This is a genomic window from Methylobacterium sp. 88A (assembly GCF_000376345.1).
Taxonomy (GTDB): Bacteria; Pseudomonadota; Alphaproteobacteria; order Rhizobiales; family Beijerinckiaceae; genus Methylobacterium; species Methylobacterium bullatum.
Map to the genome: position 1 here is coordinate 1,003,802 of NZ_AQVT01000001.1, position 16,026 is coordinate 1,019,827.

Annotated in this window: 18 protein-coding genes; 12 read left to right on the forward strand and 6 right to left on the reverse strand. The window is 69.1% G+C overall.

The annotated features are described in order from the left end of the window. The first annotated feature begins 56 nt into the window (after positions 1–56). The gene (locus tag A3OM_RS0104695) at positions 57–521 is read left to right on the forward strand and encodes a hypothetical protein (RefSeq protein WP_018042572.1); all 465 of its coding nucleotides are present in this window, start codon (positions 57–59) and stop codon (positions 519–521) included. Positions 522–531: 10 nt separating this feature from the next. On the opposite strand, the gene serB is transcribed toward A3OM_RS0104695, so the two are convergent. Next, a complete protein-coding gene (gene serB, locus A3OM_RS0104700; protein WP_018042573.1) occupies positions 532–1,428 on the reverse strand; it encodes a phosphoserine phosphatase SerB in 897 nt (298 codons plus the stop codon). A gap of 17 nt (positions 1,429–1,445) precedes the next feature. On the opposite strand from serB, the gene miaA reads away from it, so the two are divergent. Beyond that, positions 1,446–2,399, forward strand: coding sequence for a tRNA (adenosine(37)-N6)-dimethylallyltransferase MiaA (miaA, locus tag A3OM_RS0104705; RefSeq protein ID WP_018042574.1), 954 nt, complete (start codon positions 1,446–1,448; stop codon positions 2,397–2,399). Here miaA and A3OM_RS0104710 read toward each other — a convergent pair. Together A3OM_RS0104710 and moaA are read right to left on the reverse strand one after the other, a co-directional pair. Further along, complete coding sequence (locus A3OM_RS0104710) at positions 2,377–3,243, reverse strand: NAD(P)-dependent oxidoreductase (RefSeq protein WP_026175712.1); 867 nt, start codon at positions 3,241–3,243, stop codon at positions 2,377–2,379. The two genes, miaA and A3OM_RS0104710, sit on opposite strands and share 23 nt — an antisense overlap. 77 nt (positions 3,244–3,320) lie before the next feature. After that, complete coding sequence (moaA, locus tag A3OM_RS0104715) at positions 3,321–4,355, reverse strand: GTP 3',8-cyclase MoaA (protein ID WP_026175713.1); 1,035 nt, start codon at positions 4,353–4,355, stop codon at positions 3,321–3,323. A gap of 174 nt (positions 4,356–4,529) precedes the next feature. On the opposite strand from moaA, the gene A3OM_RS0104720 reads away from it, so the two are divergent. From A3OM_RS0104720 to A3OM_RS0104730, 3 genes are all read left to right on the forward strand, one after another. Then, entirely contained in the window at positions 4,530–5,018 is a 489-nt protein-coding gene (locus A3OM_RS0104720; RefSeq protein ID WP_018042577.1) for a DUF971 domain-containing protein, read from the forward strand. Beyond that, positions 5,009–6,376: an MATE family efflux transporter gene (locus tag A3OM_RS0104725; RefSeq protein ID WP_018042578.1), complete on the forward strand. Its 1,368-nt coding sequence runs from the start codon at positions 5,009–5,011 to the stop codon at positions 6,374–6,376. Before A3OM_RS0104720 ends, A3OM_RS0104725 begins: the two co-directional genes overlap by 10 nt. A 144-nt stretch (positions 6,377–6,520) precedes the next feature. Continuing rightward, positions 6,521–7,702: a glycosyltransferase gene (locus A3OM_RS0104730; protein ID WP_051074367.1), complete on the forward strand. Its 1,182-nt coding sequence runs from the start codon at positions 6,521–6,523 to the stop codon at positions 7,700–7,702. Between the two features lie 30 nt (positions 7,703–7,732). Here A3OM_RS0104730 and A3OM_RS0104735 read toward each other — a convergent pair whose 3' ends face one another. Beyond that, the gene (locus A3OM_RS0104735) at positions 7,733–8,092 is read right to left on the reverse strand and encodes a hypothetical protein (RefSeq protein WP_018042580.1); all 360 of its coding nucleotides are present in this window, start codon (positions 8,090–8,092) and stop codon (positions 7,733–7,735) included. A gap of 94 nt (positions 8,093–8,186) precedes the next feature. After that, complete coding sequence (locus tag A3OM_RS0104740; RefSeq protein WP_018042581.1) at positions 8,187–9,203, reverse strand: DUF2336 domain-containing protein; 1,017 nt, start codon at positions 9,201–9,203, stop codon at positions 8,187–8,189. A gap of 269 nt (positions 9,204–9,472) precedes the next feature. On the opposite strand from A3OM_RS0104740, the gene A3OM_RS0104745 reads away from it, so the two are divergent. The 5 genes from A3OM_RS0104745 to A3OM_RS0104765 are packed head-to-tail and all read left to right on the forward strand — an operon-like array spanning position 9,473 to position 13,044. Continuing rightward, positions 9,473–10,036, forward strand: a complete 564-nt coding sequence (locus tag A3OM_RS0104745; protein ID WP_018042582.1) for an iron transporter — start codon at positions 9,473–9,475, stop codon at positions 10,034–10,036. Positions 10,037–10,083: 47 nt separating this feature from the next. Further along, positions 10,084–10,380, forward strand: coding sequence for a cupredoxin domain-containing protein (locus A3OM_RS0104750; RefSeq protein WP_244478882.1), 297 nt, complete (start codon positions 10,084–10,086; stop codon positions 10,378–10,380). A gap of 4 nt (positions 10,381–10,384) precedes the next feature. Beyond that, complete coding sequence (locus tag A3OM_RS0104755; protein ID WP_018042584.1) at positions 10,385–11,785, forward strand: 4Fe-4S binding protein; 1,401 nt, start codon at positions 10,385–10,387, stop codon at positions 11,783–11,785. Between the two features lie 43 nt (positions 11,786–11,828). Further along, complete coding sequence (locus A3OM_RS0104760) at positions 11,829–12,656, forward strand: FTR1 family protein (RefSeq protein WP_018042585.1); 828 nt, start codon at positions 11,829–11,831, stop codon at positions 12,654–12,656. Positions 12,657–12,672: 16 nt separating this feature from the next. Beyond that, on the forward strand, positions 12,673–13,044 hold the full coding sequence (locus A3OM_RS0104765; RefSeq protein ID WP_018042586.1) for a tRNA-binding protein: 372 nt from the start codon (positions 12,673–12,675) through the stop codon (positions 13,042–13,044). Between the two features lie 2 nt (positions 13,045–13,046). Here A3OM_RS0104765 and A3OM_RS0104770 read toward each other — a convergent pair whose 3' ends face one another. After that, positions 13,047–13,391 carry a DUF167 family protein gene (locus tag A3OM_RS0104770; protein ID WP_026175715.1) on the reverse strand — a complete coding sequence of 115 codons (345 nt, stop codon included), beginning with the start codon at positions 13,389–13,391 and terminating at the stop codon, positions 13,047–13,049. 214 nt (positions 13,392–13,605) lie between these two features. On the opposite strand from A3OM_RS0104770, the gene A3OM_RS0104775 reads away from it, so the two are divergent. Beyond that, on the forward strand, positions 13,606–14,490 hold the full coding sequence (locus tag A3OM_RS0104775; protein WP_018042588.1) for a CoA ester lyase: 885 nt from the start codon (positions 13,606–13,608) through the stop codon (positions 14,488–14,490). A gap of 430 nt (positions 14,491–14,920) precedes the next feature. Further along, on the forward strand, positions 14,921–16,024 hold the full coding sequence (locus A3OM_RS0104780; RefSeq protein WP_018042589.1) for an alkene reductase: 1,104 nt from the start codon (positions 14,921–14,923) through the stop codon (positions 16,022–16,024). The last annotated feature ends 2 nt before the right edge of the window (positions 16,025–16,026 follow it).

Consider the following 16,026-nt stretch of genomic DNA (forward strand, 5'->3'; position numbering starts at 1 on the left):
TGTGACTCGCCGGCCGGCGCGTAGGCTGATCTCGACGCTTGAGAGATGAGCAACCGATGACGGCGGTCGCCTTCGACACCTTGAAATTCGCCCGCTCCCTTCGCGAGAAGGCGAAGCTGTCCTCCGAACAGGCCGAGGGCCTCGCGGACGCGTTCACCGAATTGTTTCAGGGCGACATCGCCACGAAGTCCGATATCGGATCGGTGAAGGTCGACATCGAAGCGTTTGGCTTGTCGACACGAGCGGATGTCGAATCGCTTCGCTTGTCGACACAAGCCGATATCAAGGCTCTTAGTTTGTCGACCCAGGCGGATATCGAGGCGCTTCGCTTGTCGACACGCGCCGATATCGAAGCGCTCAAGCTGTCCACGAGATCAGACCTTCGCGAAGCCGAGGCACGGCTGGAGGCCAAGATCGAAGCCACGAAGGCCGACATCATCAAATGGATGTTCGGGACGATCGGCTTTCAGACCCTGATCATCCTCGGCGCCGTGATTGCCCTGGCTCGGATCGTCCGCTGACGGCTTGGGCTTAAGCGACGAACTCGTTCGCCCCGTACCCCTGCAGGTAGAGGAGCGCGGTCAGGTCGCCGTGGTCGATGCGGACATCCGCCGCCGCCGCGACCTTGGGCTTGGCCCGGAACGCCACGCCGAGGCCGGCCTCGCCGAGCATGTCGAGATCGTTCGCTCCGTCGCCCACCGCCAGCGTGTCCGCACGGTCGAGGCCGAAGCGCGAGCGCAGGGCGATCAGCGTCGCGCGCTTGGTCTCCTTGCCGACGATGGGCTCCAGCACCTCGCCGGTGAGATGGCCGTCCTTCACCCCGAGGGTGGTGGCGTGAGCCTCGTCGAATCCGATGGTCGCCGAGATCGGTCCCGTGAACAAGGTGAACCCGCCGGAGACCAAGCAGGTATGGGCGCCGTTGGCCTTCAGCGTCCGAACGAGGCTACGCCCCCCCGGCGTCAGGGTGATGCGATCCCGGATGAGGTCGTCCACCACGCCCACCGGCAGGTCGCGCAGCAGGGCGACGCGTTCCCGCAGGGCCGGTTCGAAGGCGATCTCTCCGCGCATGGCTCGCTCGGTGATGGCGGCGACGCGGTCCTTCAGGCCGATCGTGTCGGCGAGCTCGTCGATGCATTCCTGCTCGATCATGGTCGAATCCATATCGGCCAGGAACAGCCGCTTGCGGCGGTGAGCGCCGGAGACCTGCACGGCAACGTCAAACGGTTCGGCGGCGAAGGCCGCCCGCAGGCGCCGCGCCATCGCGGAAACGTCGTCCCCGGAGCCCGGAAACAGGATCTCGGCCGCTACCTCGCCATGGAGGATGCGCGGCTGATGATCGGTCCGCAGCACGGAACGGGCTTCGGCCAGCACCGCATCGGTGATGGCGGGCCGGCTCTCGTTTGCTATCAGGGTCGCGACGAGGGTCATCGGGGAGTGTCCACGCCTTGCCGCCGGTCACGGACGGATCACACAGACAGGCGCCCCCGGCGGCGATCCTCATCGCAGGGCCCACCGCCTCGGGCAAGTCCGGCCTCGCGACGGAACTCGCGCGCCGTCACGACGGCGTGGTGATCAACACCGATTCCATGCAGGTCTATGCCGACTTGCGGCGGTTGTCGGCGCGGCCGAGCGTCGAAGATGAGGCGCTGGCGCCTCACCGGCTCTACGGCGAGGTGGATGGCGCGGTGAATTACTCGGCCGGGCACTTCGCCCGCGATGCCGCGCGCCTTCTCGTCGATCTGAACGGCCGACTTCCGATCTTCGTCGGCGGCACCGGCCTGTATTTTCGTGCCCTGGAAGAGGGTTTGTCCGACCTGCCTCCGGTCCCGGAGGCGATCCGAACCGCCCTTCGCGCGCGGGCCGAGGACCGGGCCACCGAAGAACTCCATGCCGACCTCGCGGCGGTCGACCCCGCCGGGGCGGCGACCCTGCGGCCCACCGACCGCGCCCGGATCATGCGGGCGCTCGAAATCTTCGCCGCCACCGGGCGGCCGATCTCGGCGTTTCACGGGGAGCGCGTCGCCGGGCCGCTGGCGGGCAAACGTCTGGTCAAGCTGTTCCTCGCCCCCGAGCGCGAGACCCTGCGCGCCCGGATCGACCGCCGTTTCGTGGCGATGATCGAGGCGGGTGCCCTCGACGAGGTCGCGGCGCTACGGGAGCGCCGCCTCGATCCGCTCCTGCCGATCATGCGGGCGCATGGCGTGCCGGGTCTCATCGCCCATCTCGACGGGGCGATCCCCCTCGCCGAGGCGATCCAGCGCGGCCAGGGCGATACGCGGCGCTACGCCAAGCGGCAATTCACCTGGTTCCGCCACCAGATGGGCGAGGACTGGGCCTGGACGGATCCCGACGCGGCCCTCGCCGTGGCGACGAGCCTCATTTTTCCAGGCGGGCGATGAGGCTCGACGTGTCCCAGCGGTTGCCGCCCATGGCCTGCACGTCGGCATAGAACTGGTCGACGAGGGCGGTGACCGGGAGCTTGGCGCCGTTGCGACGGGCTTCGAGGAGCAGGATGCCGAGATCCTTGCGCATCCAGTCGACGGCGAAGCCGAAATCGAATTTTTCGGCGTTCATGGTCCGGCCGCGATTCTCCATCTGCCAGGAACCGGCCGCGCCTTTCGAGATCACGTCGAGCACCGCATCCACGTCGAGCTCGGCGCGCTTGGCGAAGTGAATCGCTTCCGATAGGCCCTGGACGATGCCGGCGATGCAGATCTGGTTGACCATCTTGGTGAGCTGGCCGGAGCCCGCCGGTCCCATCAGGCGCGAGGCCTTGGCGAAGCTGAGGATCGCGGGCTCGACCTTGGCGTAGGTGGCCTCGTCCCCGCCGCACATCACGGTCAGCGCCGCGTTCTCGGCACCGGCCTGTCCGCCGGACACCGGAGCGTCGATGAAGCCGAGGCCGAGTTCGGACGCGGCCTGGGACAGTTCGCGCGCCACCTCGGCCGAGGCCGTGGTGTGATCGACGAAGATCGCGCCCATCTCCATTCCGGCGAAGGCGCCGTCCTCACCCAGCGTCACGCCGCGCAGGTCGTCGTCGTTGCCGACGCAGGCGAAGACGATCTCCTGTCCCGCCGCCGCCTCGCGGGGCGTCGCCGCGAAGGCGCCGCCATTGGCCTTCACCCAGGCTTCCGCCTTGGCCATCGTCCGATTGTAGACGGTGACGGAATGGCCCTTTTTGGCGAGGTGACCCGCCATCGGGCCGCCCATCACGCCGAGGCCCAGGAACGCGACCTTCGCCATCATCCGTCTCCATCCGTCATTTCGTTGGAGGCGGGTCTAGATACGATGGTCCAAGGGGTCAAACGTTCGGGGAAGCGTCAGCCGCCGGTGACGCTCATGTGGCGCGGCACGGCGGCCGGACGGGCGCGCTCGATGACGAAGTCGTGGCCCTTGGGCTTGCGCGCGATGGCATCGGTGACGGCCTGCGTGACGAGGGCGTCGTCCGGCGAGGCGCGCAGGGCATGGCGCAGGTCGGCGGCATCCTCCTGGCCGAGGCACATGTAGAGCTTGCCGGTGCAGGTGAGGCGGACCCGGTTGCAGCTCTCGCAGAAATTATGGGTCAGCGGCGTGATGAAGCCGAGCCGCCCGCCGGTCTCGGCGATGCGCACGTAGCGCGCCGGTCCGCCGGTCCGGTCGGGCAGGGGCACCATGGTGTAGCGCTGCTCGAGACGGGCGCGGGCGACGGAGAGGGGCAGGAACTGATCGGTACGGTCGCCCTCGACCTCGCCAAGGGGCATGACCTCGATGAGGGTCATGTCCATGCCGTCGCCATGCGCCCAGGCGATCATGTCGGCGATCTCGTCCTCGTTGACGCCCTTCAGCGCCACGGCGTTGATCTTGACCTTGATCCCGGCCTTGCGCGCCTTCTCGATCCCGTCGAGCACTACCTTGAGGTCGCCGCGCCGGGTGACCGCGCGGAACTTGTCGGGGTCGAGGGTATCGAGGGACACGTTCACGCGTTTGACGCCGAGCTCGGCGAGCTCCGGGGCGAAGCGACCGAGTTGCGTCCCGTTCGTCGTCATCGTCAGCTCTTCGAGAGCGCCGGTGTCGAGATGGCGGGACAGCCGCCGGAAGAGATGCATGATGTCACGGCGCAGCAGCGGCTCGCCGCCCGTGATCCGCAGCTTGCGCACGCCCCGGTCGATGAACACGCCGCAGAGCCGGTCCAGCTCCTCGAGGGTGAGCAGATCGCGCTTGGGCAGGAACTGCATGTCGTCCGACATGCAGTAGACGCAACGCAGGTCGCAGCGATCCGTCACCGAGATGCGAAGGTAGGTGATCGCGCGCTGGAAGGGGTCTATCAAAGGCGCGGGTGCCCTCGATGCGACGCGTTCGGCTAAGGCAACACCCATGGGGGACTCGGGACTCGGGCCTGGGGGGACTTCCGGAGCGTGGTCGCGCGGTGAACCTAGCATGTCCGGCATATGAGGCGCGACGGCGGATAGGGCAAGCATACTCGGACGCATGCCCCCTGCGCTCTACACATATATTGCATCCCACCCGCTTTCGGGCATGAGATTTCTCGCATGAGCCAGCATCACGCCGATCCCCACTCCACCGGCCGGCAGGTCGCTCCGCCGGAGCGGTGGCCCACCGAGATCCGTTTGTCCGGCGACAAGCGCACGCTCAACGTGTCCTTCGAGGATGGCGGCAAGTTCGCCCTGCCCGCCGAGTACCTGCGCGTGTCCAGCCCCTCGGCGGAGGTGCAGGGCCACTCGCCCTCCGAGCGCAAGGTCATCGGCGGCAAGCGCGACGTGGCGATCCTCTCGGTGGAGCCGGTGGGCAACTACGCGGTGAAGCTGACCTTCGACGACATGCACGATACCGGGCTGTTCGGCTGGGGCTATCTCTACGATCTCGGCCGGGAATACCGGAACCGGTGGGCGACGTACCTGTCCGAACTCGAAGAGCGCGGCCTCGTGCGCGACGCCGCCCGGCGTCCGGCCGCCGGCCCTGCCAAAAGCGAGCCACCGAAGGGCGAGGGAAGCTGCGGCAGCGGGTGCGGATGTCACTGACCGCCACCGCCGATTCCGCCCTCGGGGTGACGCCGGTTCCGGCCACCAGCCGCCGCATCCTGGCGCTGGCCCTGCCGATGACGCTGGCCAACGTCACTACCCCGCTCCTCGGCTTCGTCGGGGCGGCGGTGATCGGGCGCCTCGGCGATCCCGCGCTGCTGGGCGCCATGGCGCTCGGCGCGGTGATCTTCGATGCGGTCTTCTGGTCGTTCGGCTCGCTGCGCATGGCGACGGCGGGGCTCACCGCCCAGGCGGTGGGCGCGCGCGATGCCGGGGAGGTCGAGCGTATCCTCGCGCGCTCCCTGGCGGCGGGCCTCCTCGTCGGGCTCGTCATCGTCGCCGCACAGGTGCCGATCGCGGCCGGGGCCTTCGCGCTGAGCGGCGCCAGCCCGGCGGTGATCGCGGGGCTGGCCACCTATTTCCACATCCGCATCTTCGCGGCACCCTTCACCCTGGCGAACTACGCCATCCTCGGCTCGGTGCTCGGGCGCGGGCGGACGGATCTCGGCCTCCTGCTGCAGGTGGCCATCAACCTCGTCAACATCGCGCTCACCCTCGTCCTCGTGCTGTGGGCCGATCTCAGCGTCGCGGGCGCCGGCATCGCCACCCTCCTGGCCGAGGCCGCCGGGACCGCCCTCGGTCTCGTCCTCCTGGCCCGTCTCGGGTCCCGGCCGTTCTCGGTGCCGTTCCGCGTCGTTCGCGATCCGATGGCGCTGGCGCGCATGCTCAGCGTCAATGCCGACGTGATGATCCGGACCCTGCTCCTCGTCGGCGCCATCGCCCTGTTCTCGGCCCTCGGGGCGCGGTCGGGCGACGTGGTCCTGGCGGCCAATGCGGTGCTGTGGAATCTCTTCCTCATCGGCGGCTTCTTCCTCGACGGGTTCGCCACGGCGGCCGAAACCCTGTGCGGGCAGGCGGTGGGGGCCCGCGACGAAGCCGGGTTCCGCCGGGCGGCGCGGCTCAGCCTGGTCTGGTGCGTCGCCTTCGGCCTGGCGGTGGCGGTGCTGTTCCTGGCCTTCGGGGCGGCCTTCATCGATACCGTCACCACGAGCCCGGAGGTGCGCGAGACGGCGCGCGCCTATCTCGTCCCCGCCGCCCTCGCGCCCCTCGTGGCCTCGGTGCCCTTCGCCTATGACGGGATCTATATCGGCTCGACCTGGACGCGGGCGATGCGCAACCTGATGATCGCGGCCACCGGCATCTACGCCGTCGCCATCGGCCTCGCCCATGCGGGCGGCTTCGGCAATATGGGCCTCTGGCTCGCCTTCCTGACGCTGCTGGCCGCGCGCGGCGCCAGCCAGGCCCTGGCCTATCCGGGCCTCGCCCGGCGGACCTTCGCGAAACCGTCGGGCGCCTGATCGTCGCACCGGACGGCTGCCGTTCAGCTTCGATGGATAAGGTCCGGCCCTCTCACCTGCCGGGAAACGGAAGCAGGCTTGGCCCGCGCCGCCCCATCGGAGTCCCCCGTGCCCTACTCGACCCTCGCCGACGTCGCCCCCGGGATCGACACGTCGCCCCGCTTTCCCTCGGCGGCCCCGGATACCGTCATCGCCATCCCGGTCCGCAACGAGGCCGAGCGGATCGCGGCGTGCCTTCGGGCCATCGACGCGCAGGACGGCGTGCGGCCGGGCAGCCTCGGCCTGTACCTGTTCCTCAACAACTGCACCGACGGCACGGACCGGATCGTGGCGGAGCTCGCGCAGGCGATGTCGATCCCCGTCCGCGTCCGCTGCGTGACGTTCGACGGCGCCCATGCCGGCTGGGCGCGCCGCGCCGCCATGGATGCCGCCGCCGAATGGATCGGCCCCGACGGCACGGCCGGCACCATCCTGACCTCGGACGCCGACAGCCGCGTCCCCACCGATTGGGTGGCCCGCAACCTCGCGGCCCTGGATGCCGGCGCCGACGCGGTGGCCGGGCGCATCCAGATCGACGAGGCCGAATGGGCGGCCCTGCCCAAATCCCTGCGCGCCCGCGGCAAGCTGGAGGACGCCTACAGCGATCTCCTGACGGAGCTGGAAGCGCGGATCGACCACGATCCGCACGATCCCTGGCCCTGCCACCGCACGACGATCGGCGCCACGCTCTCCGTCCGGCTCTCGGCCTACCGGCTGGTGGGCGGCATGCCGATGATCCCGCTCGGCGAGGACGGCGCCTTCGTGGCGGCCCTGCTCCAGCACGGGCTCCGGGTCCGGCACGCCAAGGACGTGGTCGTCACCGTGTCGGGGCGTCTGGTCGGCCGGGCGCCGGGCGGCGTCGCCGATACGATCCGGGCGCGCTGCGAGATCCCCGACAGTCTCTGCGACGCCCGCATGGAAGCGGTGCCGCGGGCGCTCTACCGGTATCTGTGGCGCCGTCGCCTGCGCCGCCTCCACGCCACGGGGCGCCTGGCGACCACGCGGGCCTGGTCGCGCAGACTGGCGATCCCGGCGGCGGAGGCGGGCCGGATCGCCCAGCAGCCCCTCGTCGGCCTCGCCGTTGCCGAGATCGAGCGCGTCAGCCCCAAATTGGTCTATCGCCCCCTCGGTCCGAAGCAGTTGCCCCGCCATATCCGCGTGGCGTCCCTCGTCCTCGTCGTGCTGCGCGCAGGCGCGGCCCTGCGGAGCCGCCTGCAATCCCCCGCTCCCGCATCGCCCCTGCTGCCAGAGGCCAAGGCCATGGCGGGCGATCCCGTCTCACGCTGACGCTCCGAGACTCGGCCGGAAGCGAAGCGCTCAGATCGGCCTGCCGGCGATTCCGAGGCCGACCTTTTCGCCCGCCGGCGTGAGGATGCCGTGTTTCAGGATGGCATCCTCCAGATCCTCGAACGCGGCCGTCAGGTGGCTCTTTGCCGTGGCGATGGACGAGTCGCGGGGCCGGGGCCGCTCCGCCATCAGACCCGCGAGATCGTCTGCCCTTTCCAGGACGATGCGGTGAAGAGTTCGGATCGTGGCCTCGGGCTCGATGAACCGGAGGGTAGAATCCGTCCAGCGACGCAATTCGCCGGACAAGTCCTCGCTGCCCGAGGCATAGGCCTCGACCTTCCGCCGGGCATGCTCGAAACTGGTCCTGATGTCTTTGCGAAGCTGAGGCATGAGAGCGACTTCTTACAACGTCGTCAGACAGGTGAGGGCTCGCCGCCCGTTCGGCGCGGCACCGGTTCCGTGCGGCCAAGCGCCTGCGAGGCGGTCAGTCATGGTCGGCGTCGATCTGCCGTCGGGCCGCGTTCATCCGTACGACGCGCTGCGCCGTGGTGACGGAGAGGGCTTGGAACGCCTCCGTCATCCCCCGCATCACTTCGGGCGGCGTCTCCCGATCCGATTTCGAGGCCATGAACAGCTTCAGGATCTTCCAGCCGAAGCGCACCGAGCGGAGGAGGTAGAGCAGCGGCTCGTAGGAGGGCGCGTGATAGGCCTCGATGGCCATGGCGCTGGGAACCCCAGCGAGGCGGGCGAGCGCCACGAGCGCTTCCGTCTCGCGGCCCGAATCGAGCCAGCCGACGATGACGGTTTCGGTGATCTCGCCCTGGCGGAACTGGGCGCCCACGAACACCTCGGCCGCGAAGATGGCGCGGGCCGGATCGTCCGGGGAGGGCGGGGCGATGCCGTCCCACAGGGCACCTTCCTGCGCCAGGATGTCGGGTACGTCGTCGCGGTCGCGAAGCCGCGCGGCGAGTTCCGGATCGGACAGGCTGCGGCCCACGAGCTGCCTGTAGCCGTCGAGGGAGAATCGCGCGCCGGGATTGCCCGCCACCGCGCGCGATACAGCGGCGTCGCCCCGCTCGACGATGATGTCGGTGAGGAGCTCGATGAGGGTCTTCCGACGCGTCAGGGCCAGGAGCTGAGGCTGGCCGCACACCCGCGCGATCGCGGTCAGATCGTCGAGCGTCAGCAACGTCGCCGCTTCCAGGGTCGGGACGGACACGGCGGCGGCGGGATCGAAGGCGAGGTCGCGAATCAGGCGCGGCGGCGCGTTCGCGATCGGGGCGATGCGGCGCGACAGGTCGCTTCTGGCGACCTCCTCCATCGACCGGGCCAGATGCAACATCACCATGTCGAAGGCGCGGACGTGGTCGGTGCCGAGGCGCGGCGCGTATTCGGCGAATAGTGACGTCAGATCGTGCAGGATCGACTCGCGGCGCTCCGTCGAAGCCCCCGCCATGGTGCGGTCGAGTTGCTGAACGAGGGCTACGAGTGCGGTCGCCATGGGCGCTGATGTCTCCGGCCGACCTTGCGTGCCAGCAGGACCACGGGACGACGATACTGGTCGCGCCACCGTTAACGGGCGGTTCGTCCGGCCGGCTCGGCCTGCGGCCCGGTGGCCGTTCGGGAGGGCGGTGCGGCATAGAGGCCGTCGGACCGCCCTCCGGCCATCGTTCCAAGGGCGGGCGCAACACATTGGAATTGTTCTGATATATCGATTCGGCAAAGAAGCGCCTTTGCATCGGCTGAGCGCTGGTTTACGCGCTAGAGACGATGCGCAAGATCACTCACTCCGCCCTGATTTCCGCCTCCCTGCTGGCCTTCGCGGCCCTGGGCACCGGCTTCGCCTCGGCCAAGGAGACGCCGATCGGCCCTCCCATGCTGAAGGACGGGCTGGAAGTGACGGCGGTCTATCTTCAGCCGATCGAGATGGACCCGCCGGACATGATGCGCGCCGCCGCGCAATCCGACATCCACCTCGAAGCCGATATCCGCGCAGCCAAGGACAATCGCAACGGCTTCGCCGAGGGCGATTGGCTCCCCTCCCTCGACGTGAGCTTCGAACTGACGAAGCTGGAGGGCGAGGCCGCCACGGGCCCGAAGGTGAGCGGCTCGCTGATGCCGATGGTCGCCAATGACGGCCCGCATTACGGCGACAACGTCAAGCTGAGCGGCCCCGGCCGCTACCGGCTCAAGCTCACGGTGGCCCCTCCCGGCAAGAACCAGCATTTCGGCCGCCACGTGGACAAGGAGACGGGCGTCGCCGAATGGTTCAAGCCGTTCGACCTGATCCAGGACTTCACCTTCGCCGGCACCGGCAAGAAGGGGGCGTATTGAGCCCCGTGATGCAGCACGTCCGCAGCCTCGCACTCGCCTGCGCCGTCATGGCGACCGGCATCGGCTTTGCGTCGGCCAACGACATGCCGGTGATCAAGGTCGAGATGAAGGACGGCGTGATCATCCCCGAGATCATCGAGGTGCCGGCCAATACCCGCTTCAAGCTGGAGATCAGCAATACCGGCGCATCGCCGGTGGAGTTCGAGAGCATGGAGCTGAAGCGCGAGAAGGCCCTGGCCGCCGGCTCGACCTCGGCCATCGTGTTCCGCACCCTCGACCCCGGCACCTACGACGTATTCGACGATTTCCATCCGGAAGCCAAAGCCAAGCTGGTGGCGAAGTAGCCCGATGGCGGCGAGCGTCTCGACGGACCTGCGTGAAGCCTGGATCGACCAGCGCCTCGCGGAACTCGGCCATTGGCTCCAGCGCCACGGCGGGATCATCCGCAGCGTGCAATGGGCGGTGGTGGCGGTCTATCTCGTCCTCGTGGCCGTGCCGGCCTTCCTGCCCCTGCCGGACCGGACCGCCCATCTCTGGAACAACCTGACGGTCCTCGCGCAATTCGCGTTCTGGGGCATCTGGTGGCCCTTCGTCCTCGTGAGCATGGTCCTCGTCGGCCGCGCGTGGTGCGGGGTGCTGTGCCCGGAGGGCACGCTCACCGAATTCGCCAGCCGCTGGAGCCTCGGCCGCGCGGTGCCGCGCTGGATCACCTGGGGCGGCTGGCCCTTCATCGCGTTCGCCGGAACCACCGTCTACGGCCAGATGGTCAGCGTCTACGGCTATCCGAAGCCGGTACTCGCCGTTCTCGGCGGCTCGACGGTGGCGGCGATCGCGGTGGGCCTTGTCTATGGCCGCAACAAGCGCGTCTGGTGCCGCTATCTCTGCCCCGTGAACGGGGTCTTCGCGGTCCTGGCCAAGCTCGCGCCGGTTAGCTTCCAGGTGGACCGCCCCGCCTGGGCCGCCTCCGACAAGCCGCAGGGCACCGCCTTCAACTGTGCGCCCCTGGTGCCGGTGAAGACCATGCGCGGGGCCGGCTCCTGCCACATGTGCGGGCGCTGCAGCGGCTATCGCGGCGCGGTCCGCCTCGCCCGGCGCTCCCCGGCCCATGAGATCGTCCATGTGGCCGGCTCCGAGCCGAGCCTCGAACAGACGATCCTGATCCTGTTCGGGATGATGGGCCTGGCGGCCGGCGCCTTCCAATGGTCGTCGAGCCCTTGGTTCATCGACGCCAAGCAATGGCTCGCCACCTGGTTCATCGAACACGGGATGGTCTGGCCTCTGGAGACCACCCTGCCGTGGTTCGTGCTCACCAACTACCCCGAGCACAACGACGTCATGACCCTGCTCGATGGCGGCCTGCTGCTGGCCTATATCGGCGCCGCGACGGTCATCCTCGGGGTAGGCCTCTCCACCCTCGTGGCCCTCGCCACACGCTGCCTCGGCCCCTGGTCGTCGGCGCGCTTCCACCACCTGACGCAGACGCTCATCCCCATCGCGGGATGCGGCGTCTTCCTCGGCCTCTCGGCCCTCACCGTCACCTTCCTGCGCGGGGAAGGGCTTCCCCTTCCCTACGTCGCCGAGATGCGGGCCGGGCTGCTCATCGGCGCGAGCCTGTGGAGCGCGTGGCTCGCCTGGCAGGTGGCGGGGCTCACCACCGGCGGATGGCGCCGGGCGAGCGCGACGGCCTGCATCGCCGCCGCCGCCACCCTGTCGGTCTCCGGCTGGGTGCTTCTGTTCTGGATCTGGTAGGGCGCTCACGCAGCCCGCCCGCGACATCGAAGGAAATCTCCGCATGATCGGAGCATTCGTCATCGCCTTCCGCGAGGTCATCGAGGCCGGCCTTATCATCGGCATCGTGCTGGCGGCGACGCGCGGCATCGCCGGGCGCGGCCGCTGGATCGGCCTCGGCGTGGTCGGCGGGCTTGCCGGCGCCTGCCTCGTGGCGCTCTTCGCCGAAGCGATCTCCGACGCGTTCGAGGGCGCGGGACAGGACATCCTGAACGCCGCCGTCCTCGCCACCGCCGTTATCATGCTGATCTGGCACAACACCTGGATGAGCCGCCACGGGCGCGAACTCGCGGGCGAATTGAAGGCCGCCGGAGAATCCGTGCGCCGGGGCGAGACCACATCCGCCGCCCTTGCCTTCGTCGTCGGCGCGGCGATCCTGCGCGAGGGCGCGGAGCTCGTCCTCTTCCTCTACGGCCTCGTCGCCTCGGGCACGTCCGGCCCCGACCTGCAGATCGGGGCGCTGGCCGGGGTCGGCGCCGGCATCCTGATCTCGGCGGTGAGCTATTTCGGCCTGGCCGCGATCCCGACCCGCTACGTCTTCTCGGTCACCAGCGCGCTCATCATCTTCCTCGCCGCCGGCCTCGCCGCGCAGGCGGCGCAGTTCCTCACCAATGCCGGGCTCATCACCGTGCTCGACCGGCCGCTCTGGAACACCGCCAACATCCTGTCCGAGGGCAGCATGGTCGGCCGCGTGCTCCATGCCCTCGTCGGCTATACCGACCGCCCGACGGGGCTGCAGGTCATCGTCTATCTGGGCACGATCCTGGTGATGGTCGCGCTCATGCAATGGGCGTCGGCCGACAAGAGGCGGCGGACCCTGCGGACGGCGTGAACGGGGGAGGCGAACCATGCATGTGAACCACGATTCGGCGGCTCCGGCGGCGGCCCCGATCACGTTCGACCAATTCCTGGCCGTGGACATCCGGATCGGCACGGTGGTCTCCGCCGAGCCGTTTCCCGAAGCGCGCAAGCCGGCCCTGAAGCTCGTCATCGATTTCGGTCCGGCCATCGGCACCAAGCGCTCCAGCGCCCAGATCACCGAACATTACCGGCCGGAGGATCTGGTCGGCCGGCAGGTCGCCGCGGTGGTGAACTTCCCCCCGCGCCAGATCGGCAAGTTCCTCTCGGAGGTCCTGACCCTGGGCTTCGCCGACACGAACGGCGCAGTCGTGCTGTTCCGCCCCGACCACGCCGTGCCGGACGGAAGCCGCCTGTTCTGATCTCACCGACGTTTGGCCGCGCCGGCGATCCAGGCGTCGAGGCGTGAGACGAGCGATGCGGGGTCGCCGCCGAGCGCCAGGATCTTCTGTCGCGCCGTATCCCCGGTGACGATGCGGATGTCGGACCGGCGCAGGTCCAGGGCCTCGGCGAGGGCGGCGATCAGCGCCGTGTTGGCCGCCCCCTCCACCGGAGGTGCGGCGACCCGCATCTGGACCCAGACGCGCCCGTCGGCGCCCTCCACGAGACCGTCGAGGCCGGTCCGGCTCGCGCGCGGCGTCAGGCGCACGGCGAGCCGGACGCCCTCCTGCGTCGCCGTGTACGGACGGGTTTCGGTCGTTGGCAGCATGATTCCCTGTCCGTGCATGGTCCGGGCCGGTTTCCCGCGAACCCGGTGGATTTTCCCGAGGCCCTCGCGGCGACGCGGTGTGATCGGCATTTCGCTGCAAAGGCTACGCCCGCGCCGGTCAAACGCGGATCATCGACACGCATTTTATATCCGCAGGGCTGTCCCGGCAGCCGTGTTGCATTAAGCTCCACCGCATCGTCACTGGAATGCGTTCATGTCCGATCTCCGCCTGCGCCGCAGCGTCCTCTACATGCCCGGCTCGAACCAGAGAGCCCTCGACAAGGCGAAGACCCTGCAGGCCGATGCCCTGATCCTGGACCTCGAGGACGCGGTGGGCCCGGACGAGAAGGTGCTGGCCCGCGAGCAGGTCTGCGCGGCGGTGAAGGGTGGCGGATACGGCGACCGCGAGCTCGTGATCCGCGTCAACGCTCCGCAGACCCCCTGGGGCGAAGCCGACCTGAAGGCGGCCATCGAAGCCCGTCCCGACGCCATCCTGATGCCGAAAGTGTCCTCGCCCGCGGTGCTGGAGAGCATCGCCAACCATCTCGAAGCCCTCGACGCCCCAGAGAGCATCGACGTCTGGGCGATGATCGAGACCCCGGCGGCGATCCTCAACATCCAGGACATCGCCAAGGCCCGGCGCGACCGGCGCACCCGGCTCACCTGCTTCGTCCTTGGCACCAACGATCTCGCCAAGGACACCTGGGCGCAGCTCGTGCCCGGCCGGGTGCCGATGCTGCCCTGGATGATGTTCACCCTGGCCGCCGCCCGCGCCGAGGGCCTCACCATCCTCGACGGCGTGTGGAACGACATCGGCGACATCGAGGGGTGCCGCACCGAGTGCCGCCAGGCGCGCGACCTCGGCTTCGACGGCAAGACGCTGATCCATCCCAACCAGCTCGAGCCGGCCAACACCTCCTTCGCCCCGACCGAGGAGGAAGTCCGCCGCGCCACCCTGGTGATCGAGGCCTTCGACAAGCCGGAGAACGCCAGGCGCGGCGCCATCAAGGTCGAGGGCCGCATGTACGAGCGCCAGCATATCAGCATGGCCCGCCGCGCGGTGAACTGGTCGGATTCCATCGCCGCCAGGGGATACTGAGGCAGGTCGTCTCCTCCATGAACGGCGGAGAGAGCCCCCCTCTCCCCGCAAGCGGGGAGAGGATCGCGGACACCTCGCCGTGTCCGCGATGAGCGGAGGCGAAGCCGGAGCGACGGTGAGGGGGCGGTTCCGATGGTGTCTCATCCGACATCGCCCCCTCACCGTCGGCTACCGCCTCGACGCGCCGACGACAGGGTCGTCGCGTCCCTCTCCCCGCAAGCGGGGCGAGGGAATGCGCACCCCGTGCAATCGGGGAGGGGTGCGGGAACAACGGATCGGGCGGCGGGATTGCCCGTCCATAGCGCTTCATCCCAACCAGCCCCGTCCCGCCTCCCTCATGAAAGCGGGACGGCTCGGTCGCGTGAACGGGTGAACGCGAGGCCTCCCGGTCGGGGGCCTGTCTCACCCCGTTTAGGACAGCACGCGCCTCATGAGCCCGATCCTCGAACCCTTCACCCTCGGCGACCTCACCCTCAAGAACCGCGTCGTCATGGCGCCGCTGACCCGAAGCCGGTCCTCCGACGAGGGCATCCCCCCGGATTTCGCGGTCGATTACTATGCCCAGCGCGCCAATGCCGGCCTGATCATCTCGGAGGCGACCAACATCTCGCCCCAGGCGGTCGGCTACGCGCTGACGCCGGGCATCTGGACCGATGCGCAGGTGGAGGGATGGAAGCCCGTCACCGCGGCGGTTCACGCCAACGAGGGCCGCATCTTCCTGCAGCTCTGGCATACGGGCCGCATCTCGCATCCCGACGTGCAGCCGAACGGCCAGTCGCCGGTGGCGCCCTCGGCCCTGAAGCCCGAAGGCATGGCCTTCACCAAATCCGGCATGAAGCCGCATGAGACGCCCCGTGCGCTGGAGACGGACGAGATCCCGGGCATCGTCGAGGATTATCGCAAGGCCGCCGAGAATGCGAAGCGCGCCGGGTTCGACGGTGTCGAGATCCATTCGGCCAACAATTACCTGCTCGAACAGTTCGTGCGCGATTCCACCAACAAGCGGACCGACCAGTATGGCGGGTCCATCGAGAACCGCCTGCGCTTCCCCCTCGCCGTGGTGAAGGCGGTGACCGAGGTCTGGGGCGGCAAGCGCGTCGGCATCCGCCTGTCGCCCGCCACCACGGAGCCGGGCAAGACGGCGCTGGACAGCGATCCGAAGGCGACCTTCGGCGCCTATATCGATGCCCTGAACGCATTCGACCTGCTCTACGTCCACACGATCGAGGGCGTGACCCAGCAGACCCGCGACGTGCCGGACGAGGTGGATTTCGGCCAGATCCGCGAGCGTTTCCGGGGCGCCTATATCGGCAACAACCAGTACACGCTCGACCTCGCCGAGAAGGACCTCGCCGAGGGGAAGGCGGACCTGTTCAGCTTCGGCCGGCCCTATATCGCCAATCCCGATCTCGTGGAGCGGCTCCGCACCGGCGCACCGCTCGCCGAGGCTCCGAAGGCGTATTGGTATGGCGGGGGCGCCAACGGCTATTCCGACTGGCCGGGCATGAACGGCCCCGTCGCGTTCCGGCGCTGACG

What these genes read in the sequence shown, in the direction of transcription:
- A3OM_RS0104750 (WP_244478882.1), top strand. Translation starts at nt 10,084, where the DNA reads ATGGCGACCGGCATCGGCTTTGCGTCGGCCAACGACATGCCGGTGATC.
- A3OM_RS0104780 (WP_018042589.1), top strand. Translation starts at nt 14,921, where the DNA reads ATGAGCCCGATCCTCGAACCCTTCACCCTCGGCGACCTCACCCTCAAG.
- A3OM_RS0104770 (WP_026175715.1), bottom strand. Translation starts at nt 13,391, where the DNA reads ATGCTGCCAACGACCGAAACCCGTCCGTACACGGCGACGCAGGAGGGC.
- A3OM_RS0104765 (WP_018042586.1), top strand. Translation starts at nt 12,673, where the DNA reads ATGCATGTGAACCACGATTCGGCGGCTCCGGCGGCGGCCCCGATCACG.
- A3OM_RS0104740 (WP_018042581.1), bottom strand. Translation starts at nt 9,203, where the DNA reads ATGGCGACCGCACTCGTAGCCCTCGTTCAGCAACTCGACCGCACCATG.
- serB (WP_018042573.1), bottom strand. Translation starts at nt 1,428, where the DNA reads ATGACCCTCGTCGCGACCCTGATAGCAAACGAGAGCCGGCCCGCCATC.
- A3OM_RS0104755 (WP_018042584.1), top strand. Translation starts at nt 10,385, where the DNA reads ATGGCGGCGAGCGTCTCGACGGACCTGCGTGAAGCCTGGATCGACCAG.
- A3OM_RS0104725 (WP_018042578.1), top strand. Translation starts at nt 5,009, where the DNA reads ATGTCACTGACCGCCACCGCCGATTCCGCCCTCGGGGTGACGCCGGTT.
- A3OM_RS0104735 (WP_018042580.1), bottom strand. Translation starts at nt 8,092, where the DNA reads ATGCCTCAGCTTCGCAAAGACATCAGGACCAGTTTCGAGCATGCCCGG.
- A3OM_RS0104710 (WP_026175712.1), bottom strand. Translation starts at nt 3,243, where the DNA reads ATGGCGAAGGTCGCGTTCCTGGGCCTCGGCGTGATGGGCGGCCCGATG.
- A3OM_RS0104720 (WP_018042577.1), top strand. Translation starts at nt 4,530, where the DNA reads ATGAGCCAGCATCACGCCGATCCCCACTCCACCGGCCGGCAGGTCGCT.
- moaA (WP_026175713.1), bottom strand. Translation starts at nt 4,355, where the DNA reads ATGGGTGTTGCCTTAGCCGAACGCGTCGCATCGAGGGCACCCGCGCCT.
- A3OM_RS0104760 (WP_018042585.1), top strand. Translation starts at nt 11,829, where the DNA reads ATGATCGGAGCATTCGTCATCGCCTTCCGCGAGGTCATCGAGGCCGGC.
- A3OM_RS0104745 (WP_018042582.1), top strand. Translation starts at nt 9,473, where the DNA reads ATGCGCAAGATCACTCACTCCGCCCTGATTTCCGCCTCCCTGCTGGCC.
- A3OM_RS0104695 (WP_018042572.1), top strand. Translation starts at nt 57, where the DNA reads ATGACGGCGGTCGCCTTCGACACCTTGAAATTCGCCCGCTCCCTTCGC.
- A3OM_RS0104775 (WP_018042588.1), top strand. Translation starts at nt 13,606, where the DNA reads ATGTCCGATCTCCGCCTGCGCCGCAGCGTCCTCTACATGCCCGGCTCG.